Source organism: Paenibacillus sp. UMB7766-LJ446, from assembly GCF_030226665.1.
Taxonomy (GTDB): Bacteria; Bacillota; Bacilli; order Paenibacillales; family Paenibacillaceae; genus Paenibacillus; species Paenibacillus vandeheii.
The window spans coordinates 291,891-318,621 of sequence record NZ_JASOYM010000006.1; the positions used below are offsets into that span (position 1 = coordinate 291,891).

A 26,731-nucleotide genomic window follows, 5' to 3' on the forward strand; every position below is an offset into this window, starting at 1 on the left:
TACTATATCGACAGTTATCATTTAATTATGAAGGTTTGAGTCGTTACGCTCTGCTTCTGACGCATGTGTCACCCGATTTCTTCCTCCGGTTTTGGAGGCATACAGCGCCTTATCAGCTTTTTGGAACAGGGACTGCTCCGTGTCTTCCTCCGCAGCCGTAGCTGCACCGATACTCACCGTGATGTTATACTCGCCCCAATCAGCGGAAGCGACTTGTGAACGGTATTGCTCTGCTGTATGCATCGCCTGCTCCTGATCACAATCCGCAAGAATAATGACAAATTCCTCTCCGCCATAACGCGCGACCACATCCGTACTGCGTGACACCGATTGCAGCAGGCCCGCCAGATTGCCGAGCACCGAATCCCCGATCGGATGCCCGTACGTATCATTAATATTTTTGAAATGATCAATATCAACGACCAGCAGGGAAAAACAACGTTGGGAGTCCCGAAAAAACGTCAGGCTTTCAACCATTTTGTCCTGGAAATATCTGCGGTTCTTCAGTCCGGTAAGCAAATCCGTAGAAGCCATCGTCTCCAACTGATCATTCACTTTGATTAATGCCTGCTGTTTTACCTTGTACTCCTCATGCAATCGCTCAAGCTCCTTATTCGCCTCATTCGTAGCTTGATATAATTCCTGCAGCTTTGTTTTGGTCTGCAATATATCCTTCTCATGCTCAATTCGCTTGCGCATGATCACCACGACACAGTCAATTATGCTTTCTCCGTTGCGAGTCTGGCGAACCCCGTTCAGAAGAACCGGAACATCCTGCTGATCACTGGTGCGAAAGGAGAAATACATCTCATCCACATGACCATATAGCTGAATGTATGGATAAAAATACGTGTGAAAAAACAACTTGTTGGTCACCGACATCGTCGACTCAATATGCTTCCCTAACAAATCGGTGCGTTCATATTTCAGCATGCCCAGCATCGTTTGATTAATGGATTGAATGATGCCCGAGTCAGAGATGGAGAAGTATCCGCAAGGTGCCAGATCTAATTGTAGGTCCATGGATTAATTGCACTTTCCTCTCCTTATACTTTACACGCTCTGCAAATAGTTTTTAATGAAACGACTTGTTTCTTCTGGCTGACTCAAATGAGGGTAATGTCCCTTCGCCGTCATCTGTAGAAGTCTGCTGTTCTTCAGATGGGCATGCAAGTAATCCCCCACTTCAACTGGAGCGATGCTATCGTCTGAGCATTGGAGAATCAACGTGGGTACAGAAGCCCGCTCCAGATCATCCCGACAATCCGAGAAAAACGTCACCTCGGCAAATTGCCTCGCAATATGCGGGTCCCTTGAACAAAAGCTTTTTTCCAACTCCTCTGTCAGCTCTTTGCGCTCGGGATTCTGCATCACGATTGGAGCAAGATAACTCGCCCAACCAACAAAATTCATCTGCATCATCTCCAGCAGCTCATCTATGTCGCGTCGGTCAAAACCGCCGTAATAATTCGGAAGATCATTTACGTAACGGGGAGAAGGCCCCAGCATTACAATACGTCTAAAATATTCGGCTGCCTGAATGGATGCAAGCATGCCAATCATGCTGCTTACAGAGTGCCCGACAAATACGACGTCTCTCAGATTGAGCGCTTCCATAATTTCAAGCACATCCTGTGCGTATCCTTGCAGACTGCTGTACTTGTCAGCATCATAATAGTCAATTTGAGATTGGCCCGAGCCTACGTAATCAAACAAAACGACACGGTAGTTATCCATAAAACTCGGAACGATATAGCGCCACATATCCTGATCACATCCAAACCCATGAGCAAACACAATGGTTTGCCCGCCGGTACCAAGTACCTTTACATTGTTGCGTACTAGGACGTCAACCGTCATTCCAATCACCTCTCTGAGGTAGTATCCTCTTGCTTTCGTTCTATTAAGTTATTATATCGGAAAATGCTGGGAGATGAATAATAAATATTAATTTTCCTGCTGTAGCTCAGCCCATCCTCCATCCGATGCCCGTTGAGACTGAATAAATCTGTAAGCCTTTCCCATTCTGATATAGTATAATTCTTATGATCAACGGAGTAGCTACTTAGGCAAGAACACATACCAGAAGACCAGGAGGAATCAATCCCATGCAACAACTGGAAGCTGCCTTAACCCGTTTTGTGGAACAGCAGAACTTATATAATGAAGCTTATGGACTTTTCAAAAACAATGATCTTCGTCCTCTCACACAACATCATCAACCGGAAGTGGACGAACGAATTCCTCTCTCCCCAGAGCTTCAATATCTATACAGTCACTATGAGATGGTCGATGCGAAGGCCGAAGGTACACTCAAGTTGAAAAATGCGGCTGTCGAAATCGGTGATGCAGCCGTGATCTTCTTCGTTGCACCTGAACATCTGTATCGGCAGCAGTTAGGCTATCGATGGGTCGGCATGAACGAGCCTTATGAGGAAGCTGCCTCATGGAAACCAGGTCATGTTGTCATCGCCAATGTGAATGATGATCCCTTGATTGTGGACACAGCAGCACCTGACTCGCCTGTGTATGCAGCCTTTGAAGGCGGCGAACCAACACGGGTCGCTGAGTCATTGTCTGACTTTTTTACCGCAGTCGCTATCCTGATAGAAGCTGCACGGACTTATGGTGGAGAATTGAAGGATGAGGAATCTTACGAAACCAAACCCGAATATCTGGAGCTTGTGGAACCTCGATTGAATGATTTGCTGGGAGAAAAACATGTGGAGCATGTATTGGAGTATTTGTCGTTTCGCTAATGGTTAGAAATAAAACATACACTTACAAGGTCCCAAGAGTACAGGACCCAACCAGGGATATGGAGGCGTGAATATGATTTATGTTGCTTTGCTTCGAGGCATCAATGTAGGCGGGAACAATAAAATCAATATGAAAGAGTTGAAAGAAACGTTTGAACAAGCAGGCTTGCTGGATGTGGTGACGTATATCAACTCAGGCAATATTATCTTTGCCGATCATCAGGATCGCGTCAATGCGAATGCGGAATTAGCCCAGATTCTTGAACAAGCCATAACTGTCGATTTTGGCTTACAGATCAAGGTGATGGTACGTAATCTGGATGAAGTCCGGACTGTTGTTCAGGCACTGCCGGAGGAATGGACCAATGATGCGATGGCTAAAAGTGATGTCATGTTCCTCTGGGATGAGGTGAATGACGTTTCAGTGCTGGACAAGCTGCCCATCAAACCGGAAATCGGCACATTGCTATATGTTCCCGGAGCCATTTTGTATTCCGTCAGTAAAGAACTTGTCACCAAGAGTGGTATGAGCAAGCTCATAGGCTCCAAGGTGTACAAATATATGACGGTCCGGAACGTAAACACGACCCGCCAGATTTACAAGCTGATGCAGGCTGCGGCTGAGAGATGATCAAGGCCAAGTGAAGTCTTATGTTTTCAGGTGCAAGCACAGGCTTTTCCCAGTGCACTTCCAACGATCTCGAAGTAGCTGCGTGCGTGTGCTCAAGATCAGATTTTGGATAACGGTTGGTGGGTTTGGAGCAGCTGGCGGGCCGCATTTATTGGAACTGCAATAGAATGCGGCCCAAAATCGGTCCAGCTGTATACTAGCCCCTTCCTAATTTACCCGGTTACTGAACTCGGTTGATTCGTTTTCATCCCCAGCATGATGATACTCATGACAACAACCAATAGGGCTACCAGCATAAACGGAATATGTTTATCTACCTGATACAGCGTTGTTGTCAGCAATGGGGTAATCACGGCCGATATGCCTTGAATCGCTGCAACCAATCCGGCTGCACCGCCCTGCTGTTCTTTGCTGACAGAGAGAGAAGCTCCCGCCATAAAACCAGGCATCATCAGACCCGAGCCCATACCGAACAGGAAAAACGAGAAATAATAGATGGACAGCTGAGTAGAGACCAGAAACAGAACCATGCTTCCCATCAGAAAAAGAGAACCGAGCAGAATCATGGGCCGCGGCCGCCATTTGAGCCACTTCATCTGAATCACCTGCATGATCAGCATCGCTGCCCCGGAGAACATGAGCCCAAACGAAACCATTCTGGCTGTTGCGGCTGGAGATAGACTGAGTTGATCCTGAAAATAAAATCCACCAATGACTTGCAGCGTCATAATGCCAACCATAGTCACCAATCCTGCAGCAAGGTACATTCGTAATCCGCGTTGGAACGGGTTGACCTTCGGCGGTTTATCCTGAATGACGGGTCTGGCTGCTGGAATAAGCAACAACGCGATGATAAAGGCAGCAATGGCAATAAAGATGCCAAAATATAGCGGCCACAGCAGACCTATGATGGTAAAAGCCCCTGCAATCGCAGGACCAAATACAAGCCCGAGTCCATTCGCTGCACTAATAATAGCCATGCCGCTTCCTCGATCTTCCCCTTCTGTCACATCTCCCATATATGCCTGGGAAGAAGACAGCACCGCCGGTATGAATGCCCCAATCAAGCTACGCGTCACAATCAGAAGGGTTAGCAGGAGCCCCCCTCCCATCCAAGCATTCAATCCACCATACAAGGCCAAAGCGAACAAAGCGCAACTTATGGACATACCTATGAATCCAATTAAAATAATTGGTTTTCTGCCTTTCAAATCACTCAATCTGCCCCACACCGGAGCCATTACAGCCATTGCAATCGATCCGAGCGAAATAATAAGCCCGGAATGACTTTCTTTCATCCCCAGTTCGCGAATAAGCGGCGGCATAATGGGAGCAATAAGCATAAGACCCAACATAGCTGCAAACACGCTAAAAAAGATACTTCCTCTAATTCTGTTCACGCTCATACACTCCTTTATTTATCAGTACAGTATCCACTGTACCTGGAGTATACAAGGCTCTGTGTATCTCGACTGCCTCCATACGGAACAATTGACGGTAAGACGGATTATTAATATATTTTTTTCATTTCCGAAGGCTTAACGCCGAATTTGCGATAGAATTGCTGGGAAAAGGCACTGATATTACTGTAACCAACCGCTATCGCTGCCTCGGTGACGTTGTTCTCCTGGTTGCGCAGCAATTTCATGGCGTTATCCAGACGAATCTGGCGTAAATATTCAAAGACGGTGGTACCGAACAGCGCCTTGAAGCCTTTTTTTAACTTGAAATCATTCAAGCCCACCTGTTTGGATAATGCCAACAAGGATGGCGGGTCCACCATGCAAGCCTCCATGATCTCCCGAGCGGTATGCAGCTTCCGTATATCCTCTCTGGAGAACCCCGCCGGAATCGGCGCCAGATCAAACAGCTGAATCATAAACCGATTCAATATTTCCAATGCTGTCGCTTCCATCATCAAAGACGATCTATAGGGGTTATTCAATTCCACAATCAGACTGTCAATCATCGTTCGTATTCTGTGATCCAACTGAAATACGATGGGTTTGAAAATACGATGTCCCAAAATGTCCTGAAACCGAATGCATTGGCTTGTTGCCAAATGTGCACCCGCATAATTGAACAACGAGATCGGAATCCCGAGAGCAAAAGAAGTATAATTCTCCTGCGCAGGCGGATGGAACCAGGCTTCAAAATCACGCATCATCAGAAGTGCTCCCTGTCCAGTGGACAGCGTATATTCCTGACCGGATATGTCTACATAACGCGCACCTGACAAGGCAAACTGCAGCTCAATGATAGGAATATTCGATGCAAAGAACGTAGAACACGGCTCACTATAATGAATCTGAGAATACACAATTTCGATACCACTATACGTGGTTACTCTTTTAATATTGCCACTGCCCGCTTTAGCAGAGAGCAGGTACGTGTTTTCATCCTGCTGACTGAATGGTTCCTGCGTTAAGTAATGCTGGTATACAACGGCTAACGAATCAAAGCCCATGTGTATTCACCTCGTCTATATCTTAATCATGATCCTCATAAAAAGGATGAGCAATTGAGAATTATTCTCACTTGATTCTACCTCAATTTCTTCTTTTCCACCAGTCCCCGACCTAAATCCATATTCAGTTTACACAAGTCCCTTTATACTTTTACCTTTTCATAACATTTCAAATCTATACTAAAACAGTACATGTCATCACATACGAAACGGTAAAGGGGATCTGTTACATTGAAAAAGAGAAATCAGTGGCTAGCCGTCCTGTCTATGACAGCCATCTTAACGGCAGGAGCAACAAGTTACACATCCATGGTCAGTGCGGCTAACGCATCTGGACCCGTCAACGATCATGTGATTTTACGTACCGCTATCGAAAATATGCAAGGAACGGTCACTTGGGACGGAAAACGTCGCAGTGTCGATATTCAGGTTGGAAGCACTAAAGTACAAATCCCAGTAGGGACATCCTCAGCTACCATTAATGGTGTGAACACTTCCCTCGATAGTAAAAGCTACATCACCAAAGGAACAACCTATGTATCTCCAAAAACAATAAAGCTGATTACGGATCAATTGATCCTCGAACAAAATAAAACCGGATTTGAACGTACAGCTTCCTTTCAAATGCCCGGCGGCAAAGCTGAAATATCAGCATCCACTCCGGATGGACAACGGCTGCTCGTAACCGAAGCGGACAATGGCAGCATTTCCGTCGTGGATATTGCCGATTTGAATAATATCCACGTACTGCGTACTATCAGCTTCCATGAACTCTCCGCCAAAGCGGAAGTAACGAGCGTAACGGTATCCAAGGATGGCAAATATGGACTGGCGGTCATACGTACAGGTGATACAGACACGGAAGCAAGTCAGGGATTGCTGGCGGTTGTCGACCTCACAACTTACAAAACAGTCAAGACGTATGAACTTGGTATAGGACCTGACTCCATTGCCCTGTCCCCTGATGGCCTGCATGCGGTTATCGCCATTGAAGATGAAGAGATTAACAAAGCAGCCGATGAAATTGATTATGCGAATGCGAAACGTCCAGGCAGCATTATGATTGTCTCTTTTGCAGGCGGAAACGTATTGGAAGGTGAGATCACCAACTTGCCCGTTTCTCTGGATCATGTAGCTGGAGTCAGTTATCCGCATGATCCACAACCGGAGTATGTTGCAATTAGTCCGGACAGCAAAACAGCGGCCATTACGTTACAGGAAAACAATGCCATTGCCATCGTCGATCTGCAAACGAAGCAGATTACCTCCATCTTTGCGCTGGGGACTACTTCACATCTTGCCGATTTGAAAGATGATGGCGTAGTCAAGTTTACCGAGAAATTGACTGCTCGTTACGAACCGGATGGCATTGCTTTCTCTGCTGACGGTAAATATCTGCTGACCGCCAATGAAGGTGATTTGGGTAAAAATGAATTTGATGATGGTGTAAAAGCAGGCGGACGCAACATCGCTGTGTGGGATTTGCAGGGCAAACGGCTGTATGACAGCCAGAACCTTATCGATGAAGCAACAGCCCAGGTTGGCTTATACCCGGATGATCGCAGTCCAAACAAAGGTAGTGAAGTCGAGAATCTGACGGTTGCTACGATTAAAGGCAAAACTTATGCAGCGGTCGCTTCCGAACGAGCAGATGCCATTTTGTTCTTCGATCTTGCTGATCCAGTAAATCCTGCATATCTGGGGCTTATCCCCACTGCTGGAGAGTCACCGGAAGGAATTCATCGTGTCCATGGACGCGACCTGTTTGTGAGTGCAGATGAGAGTACGGGAACACTTAGTTTTTTTGCAAAAAAATAGATCAGATGTCTTCTGAACAACTAAATTAGGTATTCTCCTAGAACTAGAAAAGGACGCGAGAGATCATTCTCTCGCGTCCTTTTACGTGACTCAACTACTGTAGGACACCAATCCTTTTAACGATAGACATATCTAGCTATGCAGCCTTTATTCCCAGAAGAAACGTCCCGCAAATACACTCTCTGTCAGCAGCTAGTAAGTCTCATCAGACAATTCATTCTTCATTTTTGCCATCACGGCTTCTTTGCCTCCATTGTACTGTGTGGACATTCCAATCTCTGTAGTAGTATTGCTTGCGTCCAAACGCATGATTGGTGTTTTGGCATCTTTGGTCCAAGGTGTCCATGTCGCTAGTTCCGAAGATCCGCCATTGCCTGGGTTACCAGTGTACAGAAACTGTTTCAGATATGCTGTCATCGCGGCAGACAACGCCTCACGGCCTGGTTTATTGGTTTCGCTAAAATAGCCTTCAGAGAAAGAGGCGGCTACCCCGTCTGCGTGTCCTGTGTAGAAATCCATGTCCGCTCCATGGGGTGCGCCCAGCAACGTTTGCAGTCTTTCCGAGATAACTCTTGGCTGTGTACCCCAAGCAAAATGATAGGCATATACTGGCGGCTGCCCTGCTTTACTTGTCAAGCGTTCAGCCACCCGCTCTGCATTAAAACCAGCATAAACCTCACTACCGTATTTCAGGGCTGCAGCATACTGCTCTGCCTTGGTCTCATCGGTGAACAGCGTTTCATCGTTAATCGAGGGTGTAAAGTTCTCATCACCTAAAGCAAAGCTGGAGAACTCCGTTTCCAGACTGCCGAGCAATACAGGCACTTGTACATAGTTGCCGCTGTCAATAGCCTCGAAACCTTCTTTTGGAATGACCGACCCATCACGAAACAGATGCGGGAATGACTCCATCCGGATTGCCGTTGAACCAAATGCAGTGACAAGTTTGTCCGCAGGCAATTCACGCAGATAACTCTCCAGCTGTGACTTAGACTGAATGCCGACCCATGTTTTCGCTTCTTGCACAGAAGTCGCTATCCCTTCTCCCACGAGTATTTTAACGAGGGCATCCTCGGATTTCTGCTCTCCTTTTTCTGGGCCAGCAGTGGTCAGGCCGCCGCTGAAAGCAGCTGCCTTCTGAAACAGCCCTTTACTAAGCGGTGAGATCATCGCTGCCAGGACGTCACGTGCTCCCGCAGACTGTCCGGCCAACGTAACATTGGCAGTATCTCCACCGAAACCTTCTATATTATCCTGAACCCACTGTAAGGCACGTAATGCATCCAGCAAACCATAATTGCCCGAATCATCTAGGGCATTTCCAGTTTTCAATGCAGCATGTTGAAAGAATCCAAGGGCTCCCAATCGATAGTTTACCGAAACAATAATGCTGTTCGTGTTACGCGCAAGCTGTTCCCCCTGAAAATCTTTGCCTGATCCCGTCATATTTCCGCCGCCATGCAGAAACACCATAACCGGAAGCTTAGAACTGATTGTATCCGGACGCCAAATGTTCAGATATAGCGAGTCCTCACTGCCTGTAGTATCTATACCGGATAATTGCAAACTGCTTGCAGCGAATTCCTTGGCTGATCTTGTTTCCATCCATGCCTCCGGTTCACGCGGAGCTTTCCAGCGCAATTCACCTACCGGAGGAGAGGCATAAGGAACACCAAGCCAACCGAGCGTACCGAATTGCTCGTAGGTTCTGCCGTCAATTGGCCCATATGTTGTCTGTTGCAGCGTTTGAGGTTGAAATGTTCGAACCTGTCTATGTTTCATCCGATCCTGCTCCAAGCATCTTCACCCACCTAACAATAGGATAAGCTGACCACTCTAGAACTTATTCTGATCAATGGAATAATGAACTACCTGTGCCGCCTGATTTTCCCCTAACATACAAGAGGATGCTGCAGTCTGTCCAGTTCTTCTCTAATCGTAAAATTTACATTTAGTTAATGCAATACATACGCTCGTTTAGCATTCATTGTATACACTGGTCTTGGATACCAAACTATACATATTATTTAGGAGGATGTGTTCATGTTAAACCGATTCAATACCCGTGCAGCCAAAATGATGCTCGCGGTAACGACGATTGTTACGGCTACGCTGGGAGGCAGTAGTGCAGCTTGGGCTGTGGAAGACACCACCTCATCTGCTTCACCGATCAAAAATGTTATCATCCTGATCCCGGACGGTATGGCGAACGACGCAACAGCTTTGGCTCGCTGGTATAAGGGATCCTCTCTGACATTGGACTCCATGGCCAGTGGCATGGTTCGTACACACTCTGCGGATGCGCCGATTGCGGACTCGGCACCTGCGGGAACAGCCTTTGCTACAGGTCACAAATCACATACAGGATATGTCGGCGTACTGCCGGATAAAGCGACAATGCCTGGACAAAAGGCCATCGCTCCGGGAGATGCCAAGAAACCGGTCGCTTCCATCCTGGAAGCATCCAGACTGGCAGGCAAAGCAACGGGTATTATTGCGACATCCGAAATTATGCACGCCACACCAGCTGACTTCTCGGCTCACTATCCGGATCGCAAAAACTATGATGCACTGAGCAAACAACAGGTTTATAACGGTATGGATGTTGTGCTTGGCGGAGGAAGCAGTTATTTGGAGCCTGCGGGACGCAAGGATGGCGAGAATCTCGTCTCATCTATCAAAGCACTGGGCTATGATTACGTAACGACTCCGGCAGCGATGAAAGCTTCCACATCAGGCAAGCTGTGGGGTATGTTTGCACCGGCAGGCATGGCCTATAACATGGATCGTGATCCAGCGAAGCAACCAAGCCTCGCCGAGATGACTTCTAAAGCCATTGAAGTTCTCTCCAAAGACGAAGACGGCTTCTTCCTGATGGTCGAAGGCAGCAAAGTGGACTGGGCAGCGCATGCCAACGATCCAGTCGGCATTATCAGTGATGTGCTGGCATTTGACGATGCTGTTAAAGTAGCCATGGATTTTGCCAAAAAAGATAAAGAAACCGTCGTTGTCGCTGTTACGGACCACCAAAACGGTGGATTGACTATTGGTAACGCCTCAACTACAGGCACTTATGATAAAGAGCAGCTGTCTACCTTTATCGGACCTCTGAAAAAGGCCAAGCTAACAGGCGAAGGTTTGGAATCCAAGCTGAATGCCAAACGTACCAACATCAAAGCGGTGATGAAGCAATACTATGGCATTACCGACCTGACTTCGGAGGAAATCGCTGCCATTAAAGCGGCCAGCCCGGGCAGCCTCAATTATACGGTTGGACCGATGATCAGCAAACGTTCCGGAATTGGCTGGACCACTGGCGGTCACACAGGCGGAGATGTTGTCCTGTATACGTACGCTCCAAATAATGATCGACCTTTCGGTGTCATCGACAATACGGACGTAGCCAAATACATGGCACGTGTGATGAACCTTGATCTCGATAGCGTGAGCAAACAATTGTTTGTACCCGCGAAAAAGGCTTTCACTGCCAAAGGGGCAACGTACAAGCTGGATTTGACGGATGCCAAAAATCCGAAAATCCTCGTAACCAAGGGCAGCACCAAGCTTGAACTGCAAATCTACAAAAATGTCGCGCTCGTTAATGGCAAAAAGACTACCCTGGATGGCGTAATTGTCTACAATGGCGTAGAAGCCTTTGTTCCACAGGATGCGATTGACCTGATTAAATAAAAAAAGAGCCCGTTCATTGAACGGTACGCTCCGTAAAACTGCCCGAGAATATTCTCGGGCAGTTTTTTTCGAATTCACTTTTACATGCAACTTCTCTCGGGAAGTTCTGATTCTGGCCGCTCGTAATCCTCATTGCGTGGAAGAACTCAACTGCTTAAACCTTTCATTGCCATTATAGGCCCATACACAAGCTTATCGTATAATAAACATAACGTTAATGAATATGACGGCAAAAAGGAGAGATTCACCTATGTTGATCAGATTAAACTGGATTACACTGCGGGTACGCGATCTGGAAGCATCGCTCCGTTTCTACCACGGCATGCTCGGACTTCCGATCCAGCGCAGATTCGAAAGCCGGGGGCGGCAGATTGCCATGCTAGGTCCGGAAAATGAAACGAAGCTGGAACTAATCGAAGGCAGCGATACCCTCCTCAAGCCAGACGCTGGTGTGTCCATCGGCTATGAGGTAAGGTCATTGGACGAAGCCATGGAGCAGCTCGCCGCATTAGGCATCCCGATTGCACGTGGCCCCGTCCAACCTAATCCGCATCTGCGGTTTATTTACATTACCGACCCCGATGGCTTCGAAGTGCAGCTGGCCGAACATATCTGATCAGGCACCTTTATGTAGGAAGGCGAGTCTAATTAAGTGTACGCTTCACGATGACTGACCAGTTGTGTGGGGAGACAACTCTGCACGCACCCCCCGTATAAGACAGCATCCGTGCGCTGATTGTACATGTTTACAACTTCATCCGACGAATCATCGGCACACCCACACGGTTCAAAAGCCGATCAAGCAGCATCCAGCACCAGCGTCTGCCCAAGGGTAGATGGCGCTCATACACGGCGGAACATTCGAAATCCGACACAGCGCCACGGTTGCGCTTGAACTGCGCAGCACCAGCACTCTCATGCAGCAGATAGCCGTTCTCACGAGCCTGTCCAAAAAAGCCCGTATCACTGATACGGGCTTTTTTGGACAATCCAGCTTATTTTCCGAATACAAGCGTGTTGTTAGACGAACCTGAATACTTGGTGACAAACTCACGTGCATAACTGGCTGTCTGAACTTCATAGCTGTAGTTGGTGCTTGGTCTCCAGCTTGTTTGAGGAGAGGATGGACTGCTTAACGCAGGTATACTGCCTGTATCCGTAAATTCACCGTTCCCTTTATCATCCAGAATGCCGCCTTTTTCAGCGCCTGCACCAAAGTAATTGTTTTCAGAATAAATGCGTGCTTTTTCACCTATCGTAATGGCCTGGTTAAAGTTGTTGGCGTAATTGTTTTTGATATGGAAATAACCGTATCTCATGAGACCAGGACCACGTACATACAGGTTTTCAAAATAGTTATTTGCCATGGTTACATGAGGTACACCATTATAGCTGCTGTTGCCATCATTCGGATACCCGAGAATAATTCCGTATTTGTGGTTTGCAAATTTGGAATTACTAATCGTAATATAATCTGCGCGATCCCCAATATACAGAAGCTTGTCCAGATCACTACCGCTGGAGCTATAGCTGTGGCCGGAGAACGTCACATGATCGATCCAGTAGTTGGAGCCTGATGTAATATACATCTGGATATCATCGTTGGCGTTAATATTGGAAGCGTGTTCAAAAGTCAGATTCTGAAAAATGACATTGCTTGAGCTGGATGTGGATCTGAAATGAATGTTCGTTAGCGTGTGTTTATCAAAGGAGCCTACCAACGTTTTGTTCGATCCAAATTCGACTTTTTGCAATGTAGAGGAAGAAATATTTTGTTCAATGACCAGTATTTTTGACGTAGTGCCAGCCATATGTGTTCTCAGATCGTTCAAATTGCTGATGTAGATGACCTGACCATTTTTGCCACCGGTCGTGGCTGATTTGGACACCCCACTTTCATTTTTGGCGTTACCTGCAAAACCCGTTAAACCATTCGAACCTGTGTTGGGATAACTGGCCGCACCATATGTAGCGGGCACCGTAGAGACTGTGGAGACTGTCAACAATAACAGCGTTACAGCGAGTAAAAGAATCGAGGATTTCTTCAAAATTTCACCATCCTTTATAATTTTATCCTGCAAGACAAGTAGATTATATCGTGTAACATCGGATGTGACAATACAAAAATTGCATTTTAGTCTTGATTTTCTTTTTTTTGCAACATCAGGCCCCGTATGAGAAAAATGAAAAGACGACACAAAGTCATCTGCATAAACCATGACTTTATATCGCCTTTCCTTGTGAATGCTATTTAATTTTCAGCTCCAGCTTATGTTTCTCGGCTTCCTGTAAATCATCATATACTTTGCCCGGTTCACCGCGAAGTTTTAATACCAGAGATTGTGGGTCATCCAGCAGATTACTGCTGAAGGAATAGATCATACCGTCTTCCGTTCCACTACCTGACACTGAGGATAGTTTTGTTTGCTTCCCATCCTTGGTTGTAGACACAATCTCGGTAGGGTTGACCACATCACTGATGGAGACTTTGGTTTTATAATCAATCTTTTGATTAGGTTCATAGATAAATTTTGCTCGTATTACCAATGGTGATATCTCTACTTCAGATAACATCACCTCATACCCCCCAATCGTAAATAACTGATTAGGTTTAATCTTCTCCGTCTTAGCCAGCGAAAATTTAGGGTCCAGATCGAAGCTCACTTCCATCGGTTTCGAAAATTGGTATTTGGTATCTTTTTTAACCTTATTCGTGTCAGCCAACAGATCAGGAACTACAGATGAAATGCGAAAATCGAACTTCACTTGTTCAGGAAGCGGTGTATTCCCATCCATTTCAACGGTGCTACTTCCGTAAAGTGTATACTTACCATTTGGGGTGTACAGGCTGCTTATACCGCCATTGCCAAGCGATTGGTTCGTCATGCCATTGAGCATATTCGTTTTGGGAACTGAATATATCTCCTGGGAAGCTTCCGTCTGGGCTGTGTACAATACGATCATCTTGTATTCATCCGCCATCACTGCATTGACGGTTAACTGATATATTCCTGATTTCACAGAACGATTCACGAGCTGCACATAACCATTGTTAATTGCGGATGAAATCGTATTGCCGTCTACATTTTTTCCAGCCAACTCTCGAAAAGGTTCAAGAACTCCCCAATTCTGTGCAGGCGGGCTGTACATTGCCTGTTGTGATGTAGAATTACCAAGCGGACCAAGCAGGAGCCATCCGGCAGCCAAAGCCGTTACCAACACTGCCGTAATCCACTTTAATTGTACATGACTTGTCATTCGCCGGGTTCTGGCCTGTGCCAGACCTCGCTGAATCGCAAATGCCGTGTCCGCCGGATTCAGCTGCTGTCTCTCCAGCTTAGCCTGGGAAGCATCTGCCAAAAGTGCCTGTTCCTCCGGACTAGTTCTCATGCCAATCCCCCCTGTTCTTCATTTGCTTCCGTAACAGTTCCAACCCTTTATGCTGCCAGGTCTTGATGGTGCCTTCCGGTTTGCCGAGAATGGAGGCGATCTCAATCAATGTCATGTCGTTATAGTATTTCAACAGTAGCACATGGCGGTATTTCGGTTTGATTTTCTCAAGCATGGACCACATCGCAAGTTTGTTATCATTGAATCCTGTAATTGCTGACTCGGATATATTCTCCTCCAGCCCTTCGTTGGGCAGTGGTGTCGCCCGCTTACGACGCCTTTGTTCATCAATGCACACGTAGATCAGAATACGAATAATCCACGATTTGAACGCCTTCTCATTTTTCAGAGAACGACGCTTAATCCAGGCCCGGCATGTCATTTCCTGCACCGCTTCGAGTGCATCATGACGATTGCGCAGATAACTGTAGGCAATGGAGATCAGTGTGTCCTGATGCTCCATAATGGACTGAACAAATGCCGTCTCATCTTCGCTCTGTACGAACAGCATCTTTTTCATCTCGGCTTTGGTTTCCACCCCGCAACCCCCTCCCTCTCTCTCGTTCTGTGGTATAAGACGGGCGAACAATCCAAACGGTTTTATTTATTTCTCAGCAAAAAAAGCCCCATCTAATCACGAAGAGGCTCTGTATTGACAATCCAAATCTCTGTTAAAGTTCAAACCATTCCAATGCGCAGTCATCCCTGTTCGCAGCCGTTTTCATCTCTCTCAGCCAATCTGCTGCGAATTCACCTCCTACATGAAACAGACAATATATGTATAACTCTCCCTCTACAATCTCATCCATTCCCGATGCCACTTCAATCGAGACTTGTAGAGCTTCAGGCCAGGAAGAACCCTCCTGAAGCAATACAAAACCATCTTCATAATGCTCCAGCTTATACATTTCGGAGAAAGTTAAGGCGTCCGCCAGTCTCTTCACAACCCCAGGTAAAATTGCAGGTTTGGTTGTTCTAATGCCATATTCCCAGCCCACACGGCACCTCCCAGTTCGGATCATAATACTCATGTTCAAGCGCTGCCCACTCGTCCTCTTCCTTGCTGTCATCGTACCAGTCAACATCCCAACCTTAATCTCGTCCAATGTCCATACGGGAGCCAACTCATATTGATGATTTTCCGCCCCAAACAGATTCCGTTCCGGGTCCAGAGCTTGGAGCTTGTCCAGCTTTTCCTGTATGCGTTCCAACTGGGCCTTGTACAAGTCCATCACCCTCACTCAATCGCATATCTATAACGCTAAATTCGAATTAAATCACTTAAACTGTTCTCGCTTTGTAAACTGGGCTTCATGACAATCCATATTTGTTTATCTTCCTTCGTCACCCTGCACGCGTAGTTTCCGGGTTCCAACTGGAGCAGCATACCTCCGCATGACTCATCAGGCTCCAGCTCGCCTCCGGTGACATCATCGGCAGCTCCCAGATACACGGTACCAGAGGGAACACGTAAATGATACACCCATGCTGTCTCCACTTCCTTCACCGAATCATCCAGACTCCAATGCACCTCATACTGTCCATCTTCACCCAAGTTCAGAAATAAACCGTTGCCTGCATTCACTTCCGCCAGTTCATCTTCGGGAATGGACCACCAGTCCGGTGTATCTTCCATTCGATGCTTCAGTGCCGCCAGATCATACAAGCACAGTGCTGCTGTATCCGTAACCACTTGGAATTTCCCGTTCATTTTCCGTCTTCCTTTCTTATTTCAAATAAATCCCGCACCCTTTCCCCTCTCATCCAGCAGAGAAGATCAGAACCATATCCAACCATTATATCAAGCCATACACATGGGTTAAAGGAACTTCAGGGCTATCTGTGATCCTGCTGCACTTGTAGATAATTAAGACGATAACAACAGGGTTAATCTCTTCATTTTTTTAGCAAAAATGACGATATAATCATAACTGACTTTTTGTTATTTTGTGGAGGAAACCATGGCAATTAACCTTAGAAGAGAACCCTTTCGCTATACTTTAAAGGAACCAATATCGTTCGAAATTTTTATTCTCAGCATTAACGGCGCCTCTGCACCACCCAAACCCATTCAAGCTGAATTATGCGATATCAGCCGATCCGGCTGTCAGCTTTCATTTCCGTTAAATCTGCATGTGGAGTCCAATACCATCCGAATCGGCATGAATTTGCTGCTTTTTGAAGACCCCTTGTATTTGGAAGGAACACTGCGTTGGGGCAATGAAGAGAATAACCAATGGCACTACGGCGTACAGCTGGAGATCCAGCAAGGCAATCATGAGCGTTTATTCAGAGAAATGAGGATGCTGGCGGGGCAAGGCAAAATTATGGTGAAGTAACCGGGGAGAACCAACCTAACAAAAAAACAGCCCGACAAACCGGACTGTTTCCATATTTCAAGTATTCAGGCTGCTTTGGAAGCAGGAGTTGTATTGTCCATCTTGGACCAATCTACCGTAGTTTCGAGCAAAAGTGACACCACGACCCCGATGACGAGTCCATTGCTAATGATCGGAATAAGATACATAGGCAAAGCATGAAAGGCTTCAGCAGGAATGTTCATTACAGCAACACCAGTTAGAACCGGAAGCGCCACACGATAGATTGTTTTCGAATTAAAGGTGGTGCCTTCAAGTGTTCTCAGAGCCGTCCCGAACATTTGCAAATAAGCTACAAATAGCACGGCACTCCCTACACTTGGAGGAATTTGTGCGAAAAAGGCGGTCACTGAAGGTGTGAGTCCCAAAATACATAACATGCCTGCTCCAACCACAAACGCAGCCCGTTTCAGAATACGGGTGCTCTCCAGAAAACCAATCGAAGAAGCAAATAAACCGAAAGGCAGCACCCCTACACAAGAAGATAACATGGTGAACAATCCCGTGAGTGTGTATGATCGTTTATATTGTTGGTTGGTCGTCTGCACTCCATATATCTTTTCGACGGAGCTTAACGTGGTAATGGAGTTCGTCATATTCACCAGCCCGACAAAAAAAGCCGTGATGACAATGCCCGGCTCCCACTTTGGCATCCCCCAAGGAAACCAGGAAAACAGGCTTACCTCATGATGCCCGGATACGCTCGTATGCTGCCCAGGGAACACAAGACTGTAGGCAATCCACCCCGTCACAATACCAATCAGGATAGAGTAGTTCCCAAGCTTGCCTCTTCCCTTAAGCTGAATCAAGGCTACAAGAAACGCAATCGCAACGGACAACGCCGCTACAGGCAGGTTGAATGTGCCAAACTCAGTATATCCAATCATGCCTTTGAAGAAATTCATGGTCAATTGAATCGTCATCAGGAATAACATCGCACTCTTGACCATAGGTGTAAACAGCTTCTGAAGCACATGCGCCGCTCCAAGCCAGCCAAGGATCATCATCGTCAGACCAGCTAACAGAAAACCCGCAGCCAATCCTCCTCCAATACGCTCCAAGCTCATGCCAGCCGATGAAGCTGAGGCCGTTAAGCTTAGCGTCAGTCCCCACCATAATCCCGAGGGACCATCCATTACGGCATAACGATGTCCGAAGAACGCCTGTAATATACACACCGCCCCGGTAAGCAAAAAGGCATGCTGCATCGATGCAGCAATAACCTCCGGTGAAAGTTGAAAATTATGTCCGATAGATAACGGCACCACCACCGTGTTGGTAAACAGGAAGAAGAACCACTGAATGCCTGCCAATGCAAGCGATGACGCGCCCTTTATATGATTTTGCAAAGATTGCTCTTGATGTCTGTTCATGATTGGGTTAACATTGGCTCCATTTCTATATAATGATTCCTGCGGGCATGCGCAAGTGCTGTAACTCCATCCCGGTCAGCAATGAGAGGATCTGCACCATATTGCAAAAGCAATGCTACAATCTGCTGGTGACGAGTTCCGCCATCCCCCAGAATGACCGCTTCCAGCAAGGCTGTCCAGCCCAGATTGTTGATATGATTTACATCCACATCCGTGCTTGTCAGTAGTATTTCCACAATATCGACATGGCCTCGATCTGCAGCAGGAATCAATGCTGTACCTCCAAAGCGATTCGTAAGCCGGGTATCGGCACCAGCTTTTATAGCCAGTTCCACCAGTTCCCGCAAGCCTTCCGCACTGGCATACAGTAACATGTTGTCCAGTCGCTGATCCTGGATGTTGACATCCGCTCCGGCTTCAATAAGCAACCTTGCGGTTTCTGGCTTGTTGCCATGTACCGCCGCCAGCAGAGCCGTCCGTCCGCGTGTATCCCGGTCATTTAATCCGGCTCCTTGTGAGATAAATCGCAGCACATCATCTGTATGTCCAGCTTCCGCAGCTGCATGTATTGTGTTCAGCATCGCACCTTGACCCCCAATTCGTCGTCATCCAAACGGCATTTATTAATTAGATCATAATCCAAATGTGTGATTTGAAGTGTTTAAATCTTATGTATGGTAACATAGGATGGAAGTATAATAAAAATACATGTTTTGTTGGTTTCCCATACGAAAAACATATCGCTGCACATAAGGAGAACACACGTGGATATCAAACAATGTCGCTATTTCATCGCGATTGCCGAGGAGAGACAGATCACGGCGGCAGCGCGCAGATTACACATGGCCCAGCCTCCTCTAAGCCAGCAGCTCAAGCTGATGGAAGATGAGCTTGGCGTGGCTTTGTTTGAACGCAAAGGACGCAGTATGGAGCTGACGCAGGCCGGTCGAAGCTTCTATGATTATGCGGTGACGATGACCAAATACATGGAGGAAGCTGTCATGGAGATGCAGAGCTTCCGCTATGGCATTCGCGGTAAGCTGTCGCTTGGCATTAATACCATTTCAGATCGTTTGATTCCGCAAGCGCTCCAGCAATTTCGGACAACACACCCCCAAGTGACCTATAAAATTCAGCAAAATGAATCTGCGCAGCTCTGCCAGCTCTTGAGCGAAGGCAAAATTGAGCTCGCTTGTGTACGAATGCCTGTCCATACTGAGCAATATGAAGTGCTGCATCTACCGCAGGAAGCTCTCTTTTATATTTCTTCCACACCGCTGAAATCAGCGGAAGAGAGCGGAATTTATTTTCAAAAGCTGGCTGACATCCATCTCTTACTTCCCAGTACGGAAGGACTCGGGATGTTCGAACTGATACTGCAGAAATTCCGTGAGCATCACGTAAATCCTTCCATCGCGGGCGAATGCTCGGATATTAACATGTTGCTGGAACTGGTAAGACTCGGTTTTGCAAGCTCTATCGTGCCCCATACGGTATTGCAGTTATATCATGAGCATCCGTTCCATGTTTATCGTATCCAGGATGCGCAATCCACTGTAGATTCTGCGCTTGTATGGCATCGCAATCGTCATCTGTCCAAACCTGCGCAGCACTTTGTGCAATTGGTTCGGGAGCTTCTGCCTTCCCGCTCGGTTTAGGATACAGCAGATATCAGCGATGGAAATATCGCCTATACCCATAACAAAGCAGCAGCCTTACCGGAATTCCTTCCGGAGAGACTGCTGCTTTGTTTCGATGCTCGTTAAGCTTTTGCCGTGAACAACAATTCTTGTTCTTTAATCGCTGTACGTCCGGCAGATTCAATTGAATTGTATTGATGCATGTTCGTAACGATTACCGGAGTGATCGTTGTGTAGCCAGCTTTTTCAATTTCTTCCCGATCGAATTCCATGAGTACATCACCGACGGCAACCTTCGCTCCAGCTTGAACTTTAGGGGAGAAGAATTGACCTTTCAGTTTCACGGTATCAATCCCGATATGAATCAGCATCTCAGCACCATTGTCGCTGACCAAACCGATAGCGTGTCCACTCTTCGACAGCGAGAATACCGTTCCGTTGATTGGAGAAACCACACGGCCTTCGGATGGCTGAATTGCAAAACCTCTACCCATAATCTCTTCCGAGAATGCAGGGTCTGGAACTTCGCTCAGCGATTTAACTTCACCAGTAATTGGGCTAAATACGTCTTGATCCAATGCTTTGGTTTCTTCAATAGCCGTTACTGCGGAAGCAGAAGTCGTTGCTGCTGGTGCTGCAGGCTCAGCAGCTGGTGCGGCTTCAGCCGATTGTGGAGCACCGTCTTCTTGGAAACCAAGGATATACGTCAGTACTGCTGCAGCGATGATTGCAATCGCACCACCAACCAAAGCATAGATGAGCGTGCTAATTGCCGGACTGATAAATGCTGCGATACTTGGCAGACCCACCAGACCTGTAAGTACATAAGCTTTAACATTGACGATCCCCATGAATCCACCTGCAACAGCTCCACCGATCAGGGCTGCAATAAATGGTTTTTTGAATTTCATATTGATCCCGTACATTGCCGGTTCCGTAATCCCCATAACAGCCGTAAGGCCTGTGGAATAAGCAAGGGATTTAGTTTTAGCATTTTTCGATCTCAGACCAACACCAAGTGCTGCACCCCCTTGTGCCAGGTTAGCTGCAAACATCAGTGGAATAATAAAATCGTAACCGAGTGAAGTCATCGAACCAACGATGATTGGCAACAGTGCATAGTGCATACCTGTAATAATCAGTAGTGACATCGTACCACCAATCAAGATACTTGCGAATATAGACATATTGTCGAACAACCAGGAAATACCACCTGACAAGCCATTACCAAGCACTGTACCCAATGGTCCAACCGTCATCAAGGTCAGAGGAACCATAACTAACAGGGTAACCGTTGGAACAATCAAAAGCTTAAGCGAAGCATGTGTAACACGATCAACCGCTTTCTCTACATAGGAAGCAATCCAGATGGCGAGAATAATCGGAATAACCGTAGAAGAATAGGTTGCTGCTATAACCTTAATTCCTACAAATGTAGTGTCACCTTTGAGCAGCAACGCCGTAATCGTCGGATGCATAATCCCCGCAGCAAGCGCTGCAGCAATATACATATTGCTACCGAGCTTACGTGCGGCACTGATTGCCAGGATGATCGGCAGGAAGTAGAATGCGCCATCACCGATCGCAGACAAAATGATATAGGTTGAGCTTGTATCAGACAACCACTTCAGAGCTACCAGAATCGCAACGATCCCTTTGATCATACCTGCACCCGTAATCGCAGGCAGGATTGGCGTAAACACTCCAGAAATAAAGTCAAACAATGCACTTATCGGATTTTTCTTTTTCTTCTCAGCCGAAGCACCAGTTGATTCAGCGTTTGCATTCGGTGATTTGGACATGTTGCCTACAAGCGCATTATATACAACAGGCACATCGTTCCCGATAATAACCTGGAACTGACCGCCATTCTCCATAACGCCCATAACGCCAGGTGTATTTTTCAGCGTCGCTTTGTCCGCTTTTTTGTTGTCATTCAGGTTGAACCGGAGTCTTGTCATACAGTGTGTGACTTGATCGATGTTCTCTTCGCCACCAACAAGCTTCAGAATATCCTTGGACAATTGTTGTTTATCCATTGTGTTTTGCTCCTTTTATGTGTAATGAAGGTTAAAAAAAAACCTAAACACTGAATAATGACAAAGCAGTTTCAGCTTATCATTATTCAACGTTTAGGTTTTGCCTTTTTTGCAGTAACAATCCCATACTATTCGATTGTTTGTTCCGTTCTGACAACACGTTCAATGTGAATCGTCAGATATAGAATTTCTTCCTTGGACAAGATCCGGTTATAGATCTTGCGGGTGTAATCGTTAATCTTAACAGCACAAGCATGTGCCTCAGGATATTGTTTGCTCACCAGATCATGAAGCGGATTATCTGCTTCCTTATCTTCAATCGCTGTACCATGCAATACGCGCTGAGCAAAGAACTTCAAATGCGTCAGGAATCGATAATAACTCAGTGAATCCTCATCCAGTTCAATGACAAAGCTGCGTCGTACGATGTTGAGTATATCTTTAACGATATTCGTAATACTGATGGTTTCCCTCATCTCACCATTCATCTGTGCATTTACCAGATGCATGGCGATGAATGCGCATTCGTCTTCGGGAAGCAGGACGCCCAATGTTTCTTCAATAATCTGCAGCGCCTTGAGTCCAATCGCATATTCCTTGCGGTACATGCGCTTAATCTCCCAGAACAATGCGTTACGAATCTGCAAGCCCTGACGATGCCGGTCAATGGCAAAATGAATATGATCCGTTAGTGAAATGTAGATGCTCTCATGAAGCTTCTCACCCAACACGGTCTCGGCGTAACGGATAATCTCATCCGAGCATTCAACATATTCAACTGGAATATCAGACAGAAGCGTTTTCAGTTTCTGCGATACTTCCTTGCTTTCCAATGAGAATATTTTTTCGACCAGACTGTCGTCTATCGTTTCACCAGTATGCTTTTTGAAGGCTATGCCTCGTCCCATGACGACCAGTTCGTTTCCTCCCGGATCAATCACAGTAACTACGTTGTTGTTCAGCACCTTCTCAATTTTCATTTCTTCACATCACCTTGCACCGTCAAAGTAGTAAAAGGCAAAACCAAAACAGGTCATAAAATACATGCCCGCTTCTGGTTTTGCCTGATTGAACAGTAACAATCCAGTATTCATTAGCCTTAGGCCTATCTTACCATATAAATATCTATCTGACAATGTTTTTGTGAAAGCGGTTAATGTGCTTCAATAGGACACAAGAAGATGCTACCCACATATGTCTTTAGAACCAAAAATTAATGGTTATCGGATTTTAGACTTGCGCCGTTTGTACCAATAACTTCTTTGTACCAATGGAATGATTTTTTCTTGTAACGAACCAGTGTACCCGTTCCATCGTTATTGCGATCCACATAGATAAAGCCATAACGTTTCTTCATCTCTGCTGTGGATGCACTCACCAGATCGATGCAGCCCCATGAGGTATAACCCATAACTTCAACGCCGTCTTCAATCGCTTCTCCCACTTGTACCAAGTGATCATTCAGATATTGAATCCGGTAATCATCATTCACCGTTTTATTGCCATTTTCGTCTGTGATCAGCTCATCTGCTGCACCCAAACCATTTTCGACAATAAACAACGGTTTTTGATAACGGTCCCAGTATTTATTCAGCGTCACGCGCAGGCCTTGCGGATCAATCTGCCAACCCCATTCACTTGCTTTGAGATAAGGGTTCTGTACACCTGCAAACAGATTTCCTTTGCCTTCAACACGCTTCTGTAGGTCACCTGTCTCACAAATACTTACATAGTAACTGAACGAGATGAAGTCCACCGTATGTTTCAGGATTTCAGCATCGCCATCTTCAAACTTGATGTTGATATTATTCGCTTTGAAGTAACGATTGATGTATTTCGGATAATAGCCACGTGCATGAATATCGGCAAAGATGTCATTGCGCTGTTCCGCATGCATTGCAGCTACCACATCATCCGGATTTGGTGTCAGCGGATAGGTTGGCATGCTGAGTACCATACAGCCAATTTTCGCTCCAGGCATGATCTCATGTCCCAGTTTGACGGCCAGCGCACTTGCCACCAGCTCATGGTGGATTGCCTGATACAGATCCTGTTTGGAGAGTTCGGATTTGGGTGTGTAAATCCCGCCGCTCATGAATGGTTCTTCCAGAATAGAGTTAATTTCATTGAACGTCAGCCAATACTTCACTTTGCCTTTGAAACGGTTAAACAGGACGGTTACATAACGCTCGTAGAACTCGATCATTTTACGGTTAACCCAGCCGTCATATGTTTTGGACAAGTGCAGTGGTGTCTCATAATGAGAGATCGTTACGAGCGGTTCAATCCCGTATTTGTGGCACTCGTCAAACAGATCATCGTAGAACTGCAAACCTTTTTCGTTTGGCTCCAACTCATCACCTTTAGGGAAAATACGGGACCAGGCGATGGAGGTACGGAACACTTTGAATCCCATCTCAGCAAACAGCTTAACGTCCTCTTTGTAACGGTTGTAGAAATCGATACCGATCAATTTCAGGTTATCCTCTGTCGGTCCTTCCGTTCTTGGCGTCGTAATCCCATGCGGCATTACATCCTGAACAGACAGCCCTTTGCCATCCGTATTGTAAGCTCCTTCGAGCTGATTGGCTGCGACTGCGCCGCCCCATAGAAAATCCTTCGGAAATGGTGTTGTCATCTCTGTCATCCTCTCTGGTTACGTTATGTTCATTCTTTGTTAAAACAGTTGCCCCTATGCCCGTGATCACATCAAAAAGCGGACAATGCACCAACTTAAAGGGCTTCAGATCAGATGAGCTCCACCGATAGCCTGCTTTGAATGTTGGGTTTTGCCCGCTTATGCGGTAACAATCCCGAATAGCCTAATGATATGAAGCAATCCGGGTTCAAGATAAGATACAGGAATCAGGCCAATTACAGCTGCTCACCATTGCTGGCGATTACATTTTTGTACCAGTCAAACGAATCTTTCTTCGAACGTTTAAGTGTTCCGTTACCTTCGTCATCCAGATCCACATAGATGAATCCATAACGTTTGGACATTTCTGACGTGGACATGCTCACGAGGTCAATCGGGCCCCATGCTGTAAATCCAATCAGATCTACACCGTCTTTGATCGCTTCTTTCATTTGTTCAATGTGTTTTTTCAGATAATCCACGCGGTAGGAGTCATGAATGGAACCATCCTCTTCCACACGATCATATGCGCCCAGGCCATTCTCAACAATAAACAGTGGTTTTTGGTAACGATCCCAGAAGTTATTCAACGTTACACGCAGACCAATTGGATCAATCTCCCAACCCCAATCGGAAGCTTCGAGATAAGGGTTTTTGACGCCACCAGTCAGGTTACCCGTTGTTTCTTCTTTGTCTGCGGATGCAGATTTAGTTACGGACATGTAATAGCTGAAGGAGATGAAATCCACTGTGTTATTGAGCAAAATTTCATCATCGCCTGCTTCTTTCTGAATCACGATGTTGTTTTCTTCAAAATAACGAGCCATGTAGTTCGGGTATTGACCACGAGCATGCATATCCGTGAAGAAGAGGTTAATCTGATTCTCATGTTGCGCCAGTCGAACATCTACCGGGTTACAGGTCGCCGGGTACGTTTCCATACGTGCGAGCATACAGCCCACTTGGGAACCAGGAACAATCTCATGGGCAAGCTTGGTTACCAGTGCACTTGCTACAAATTGGTGATGCAGCGCTTGATACGTCGTTTGCAATTGGTTGTCCACTTTATCGATCAGGATACCGCCGCCAGTGTATGGGCTAAACAGCATAACGTTAATTTCATTGAACGTCAGCCAGTATTTCACTTTATTTTTATAACGATTGAACACGGTTTCTGCATATCTCACATAATGCCCGATCACTTCACGACCTGCCCAGCCATTGTATTTCTGTGTCAGACCCAGCGGAGTTTCATAGTGAGACAACGTCACAAGCGGTTCGATTCCGTATTTCAACAGTTCGTCGAAGACGTTGTCATAGAATTTCAGGCCAGCTTCGTTCGGCTCTTGATCATAACCGTTCGGGAAGATACGTGCCCAGTGAATGGACAAACGGAATACCTTAAAGCCCATTTCAGCAAACAATGCGATATCTTCTTTATAGTGATGATAGAAATCAATACCAAAACGTTTAGGGAAACGTTCTTCAATTTCGCCGGAGAGGATCTCTTCAATTCGTGTAGAGGAGATTTCCATGGCATGTCCACCTGTACGCTTCTCTTTGGGAACATGCGCAATCATATCCGCAGTAGAGAGACCTTTGCCGTCCTGATCGAATGCACCTTCCAATTGGTTGGCAGCTGTAGCGCCTCCCCACAGGAAGTTTTCGGGGAATCCTTTTTTTGCCGTGGTCATAACGAACAACCTCTTTTCGAATTTTATTTGGGTTTTTCCCGTATACAGCAGCTGTATTTCAAGCCAAAAAACAAGAAAAACCTAAACTCAAGGTAAAATAGCTCGCAAAAAAAGAGCCTTCATTTCACCATCAGTTTAGGTTTTGCCTGTCTTCACAGTTACAATCCATCAAAAGATGTTATTGCGTATTCTGTTGTTTTTCTTTTGTAATGTA

General features: G+C 46.2%; 24 protein-coding genes. 7 read left to right on the forward strand and 17 right to left on the reverse strand.

Annotated elements, in window-relative coordinates; translation table 11 throughout:
* Positions 1-21: 21 nt before the first annotated feature.
* Together QP794_RS17415 and QP794_RS17420 are read right to left on the reverse strand one after the other, a co-directional pair.
* The gene (locus QP794_RS17415; protein ID WP_285078237.1) at positions 22-1,023 is read right to left on the reverse strand and encodes a sensor domain-containing diguanylate cyclase; all 1,002 of its coding nucleotides are present in this window, start codon (positions 1,021-1,023) and stop codon (positions 22-24) included.
* A gap of 30 nt (positions 1,024-1,053) precedes the next feature.
* Positions 1,054-1,860 carry an alpha/beta fold hydrolase gene (locus QP794_RS17420; protein ID WP_285078238.1) on the reverse strand — a complete coding sequence of 269 codons (807 nt, stop codon included), beginning with the start codon at positions 1,858-1,860 and terminating at the stop codon, positions 1,054-1,056.
* Positions 1,861-2,108: 248 nt separating this feature from the next.
* Here QP794_RS17420 and QP794_RS17425 point away from each other — a divergent pair, with 248 nt between their 5' ends.
* Together QP794_RS17425 and QP794_RS17430 are read left to right on the forward strand one after the other, a co-directional pair.
* Positions 2,109-2,759, forward strand: a complete 651-nt coding sequence (locus QP794_RS17425; RefSeq protein ID WP_285078239.1) for a hypothetical protein — start codon at positions 2,109-2,111, stop codon at positions 2,757-2,759.
* A gap of 73 nt (positions 2,760-2,832) precedes the next feature.
* The gene (locus tag QP794_RS17430) at positions 2,833-3,390 is read left to right on the forward strand and encodes a DUF1697 domain-containing protein (protein WP_285078240.1); all 558 of its coding nucleotides are present in this window, start codon (positions 2,833-2,835) and stop codon (positions 3,388-3,390) included.
* A 212-nt stretch (positions 3,391-3,602) separates the two neighbouring features.
* Here QP794_RS17430 and QP794_RS17435 read toward each other — a convergent pair whose 3' ends face one another.
* Both QP794_RS17435 and QP794_RS17440 read right to left on the reverse strand, forming a co-directional pair.
* The gene (locus QP794_RS17435) at positions 3,603-4,790 is read right to left on the reverse strand and encodes an MFS transporter (RefSeq protein WP_285078241.1); all 1,188 of its coding nucleotides are present in this window, start codon (positions 4,788-4,790) and stop codon (positions 3,603-3,605) included.
* 110 nt (positions 4,791-4,900) lie between these two features.
* Positions 4,901-5,857 (reverse strand): helix-turn-helix transcriptional regulator, encoded by a 957-nt coding sequence (locus QP794_RS17440; protein WP_079351176.1) that lies wholly within the window; start codon positions 5,855-5,857, stop codon positions 4,901-4,903.
* 231 nt (positions 5,858-6,088) lie between these two features.
* Between QP794_RS17440 and QP794_RS17445 the strand changes: the two genes are divergently transcribed.
* A complete protein-coding gene (locus QP794_RS17445; protein WP_285078242.1) occupies positions 6,089-7,675 on the forward strand; it encodes a choice-of-anchor I domain-containing protein in 1,587 nt (528 codons plus the stop codon).
* Positions 7,676-7,867: 192 nt separating this feature from the next.
* On the opposite strand, the gene QP794_RS17450 is transcribed toward QP794_RS17445, so the two are convergent.
* On the reverse strand, positions 7,868-9,457 hold the full coding sequence (locus tag QP794_RS17450; RefSeq protein WP_285078243.1) for a carboxylesterase/lipase family protein: 1,590 nt from the start codon (positions 9,455-9,457) through the stop codon (positions 7,868-7,870).
* 261 nt (positions 9,458-9,718) lie between these two features.
* Here QP794_RS17450 and QP794_RS17455 point away from each other — a divergent pair, with 261 nt between their 5' ends.
* Entirely contained in the window at positions 9,719-11,365 is a 1,647-nt protein-coding gene (locus QP794_RS17455) for an alkaline phosphatase (RefSeq protein ID WP_079351174.1), read from the forward strand.
* Positions 11,366-11,615: 250 nt separating this feature from the next.
* Positions 11,616-11,981 (forward strand): VOC family protein, encoded by a 366-nt coding sequence (locus tag QP794_RS17460; protein WP_094936845.1) that lies wholly within the window; start codon positions 11,616-11,618, stop codon positions 11,979-11,981.
* A 130-nt stretch (positions 11,982-12,111) separates the two neighbouring features.
* Here the strand turns inward: QP794_RS17460 and QP794_RS17465 are convergent, their stop codons facing one another.
* The 6 genes from QP794_RS17465 to QP794_RS17490 all read right to left on the reverse strand — a co-directional run bounded on the left by QP794_RS17465 (position 12,112) and on the right by QP794_RS17490 (position 16,466).
* The gene (locus QP794_RS17465) at positions 12,112-12,354 is read right to left on the reverse strand and encodes a hypothetical protein (RefSeq protein WP_285078244.1); all 243 of its coding nucleotides are present in this window, start codon (positions 12,352-12,354) and stop codon (positions 12,112-12,114) included.
* Positions 12,355-12,360: 6 nt separating this feature from the next.
* Positions 12,361-13,377: a pectate lyase family protein gene (locus tag QP794_RS17470; RefSeq protein WP_285078318.1), complete on the reverse strand. Its 1,017-nt coding sequence runs from the start codon at positions 13,375-13,377 to the stop codon at positions 12,361-12,363.
* A gap of 235 nt (positions 13,378-13,612) precedes the next feature.
* A complete protein-coding gene (locus tag QP794_RS17475; RefSeq protein WP_285078245.1) occupies positions 13,613-14,755 on the reverse strand; it encodes a DUF4179 domain-containing protein in 1,143 nt (380 codons plus the stop codon).
* Entirely contained in the window at positions 14,745-15,293 is a 549-nt protein-coding gene (locus QP794_RS17480; protein WP_285078246.1) for an RNA polymerase sigma factor, read from the reverse strand. Before QP794_RS17480 ends, QP794_RS17475 begins: the two co-directional genes overlap by 11 nt.
* 133 nt (positions 15,294-15,426) lie before the next feature.
* On the reverse strand, positions 15,427-15,987 hold the full coding sequence (locus QP794_RS17485) for a hypothetical protein (protein WP_285078247.1): 561 nt from the start codon (positions 15,985-15,987) through the stop codon (positions 15,427-15,429).
* 29 nt (positions 15,988-16,016) lie between these two features.
* The gene (locus QP794_RS17490; RefSeq protein ID WP_079351168.1) at positions 16,017-16,466 is read right to left on the reverse strand and encodes a DUF6386 family protein; all 450 of its coding nucleotides are present in this window, start codon (positions 16,464-16,466) and stop codon (positions 16,017-16,019) included.
* A gap of 250 nt (positions 16,467-16,716) precedes the next feature.
* Between QP794_RS17490 and QP794_RS17495 the strand changes: the two genes are divergently transcribed.
* Positions 16,717-17,094 carry a PilZ domain-containing protein gene (locus tag QP794_RS17495; RefSeq protein ID WP_285078248.1) on the forward strand — a complete coding sequence of 126 codons (378 nt, stop codon included), beginning with the start codon at positions 16,717-16,719 and terminating at the stop codon, positions 17,092-17,094.
* A gap of 65 nt (positions 17,095-17,159) precedes the next feature.
* Here the strand turns inward: QP794_RS17495 and QP794_RS17500 are convergent, their stop codons facing one another.
* Positions 17,160-18,506: a uracil/xanthine transporter gene (locus QP794_RS17500; RefSeq protein WP_285078249.1), complete on the reverse strand. Its 1,347-nt coding sequence runs from the start codon at positions 18,504-18,506 to the stop codon at positions 17,160-17,162.
* On the reverse strand, positions 18,503-19,087 hold the full coding sequence (locus QP794_RS17505) for an ankyrin repeat domain-containing protein (protein ID WP_285078250.1): 585 nt from the start codon (positions 19,085-19,087) through the stop codon (positions 18,503-18,505). The genes QP794_RS17500 and QP794_RS17505 overlap by 4 nt, the downstream gene beginning before the upstream one ends.
* A 183-nt stretch (positions 19,088-19,270) precedes the next feature.
* On the opposite strand from QP794_RS17505, the gene QP794_RS17510 reads away from it, so the two are divergent.
* Positions 19,271-20,164 carry a LysR family transcriptional regulator gene (locus QP794_RS17510; protein ID WP_285078251.1) on the forward strand — a complete coding sequence of 298 codons (894 nt, stop codon included), beginning with the start codon at positions 19,271-19,273 and terminating at the stop codon, positions 20,162-20,164.
* Between the two features lie 104 nt (positions 20,165-20,268).
* On the opposite strand, the gene QP794_RS17515 is transcribed toward QP794_RS17510, so the two are convergent.
* From QP794_RS17515 to QP794_RS17530, 4 genes are all read right to left on the reverse strand, one after another.
* Positions 20,269-22,185 carry a beta-glucoside-specific PTS transporter subunit IIABC gene (locus tag QP794_RS17515; RefSeq protein WP_285078252.1) on the reverse strand — a complete coding sequence of 639 codons (1,917 nt, stop codon included), beginning with the start codon at positions 22,183-22,185 and terminating at the stop codon, positions 20,269-20,271.
* Between the two features lie 128 nt (positions 22,186-22,313).
* A complete protein-coding gene (gene licT / locus QP794_RS17520; RefSeq protein ID WP_024628626.1) occupies positions 22,314-23,165 on the reverse strand; it encodes a BglG family transcription antiterminator LicT in 852 nt (283 codons plus the stop codon).
* 233 nt (positions 23,166-23,398) lie between these two features.
* On the reverse strand, positions 23,399-24,823 hold the full coding sequence (locus tag QP794_RS17525) for a glycoside hydrolase family 1 protein (protein ID WP_285078253.1): 1,425 nt from the start codon (positions 24,821-24,823) through the stop codon (positions 23,399-23,401).
* 236 nt (positions 24,824-25,059) lie between these two features.
* Complete coding sequence (locus QP794_RS17530) at positions 25,060-26,517, reverse strand: glycoside hydrolase family 1 protein (RefSeq protein ID WP_285078254.1); 1,458 nt, start codon at positions 26,515-26,517, stop codon at positions 25,060-25,062.
* Between the last annotated feature and the right edge of the window lie 214 nt (positions 26,518-26,731).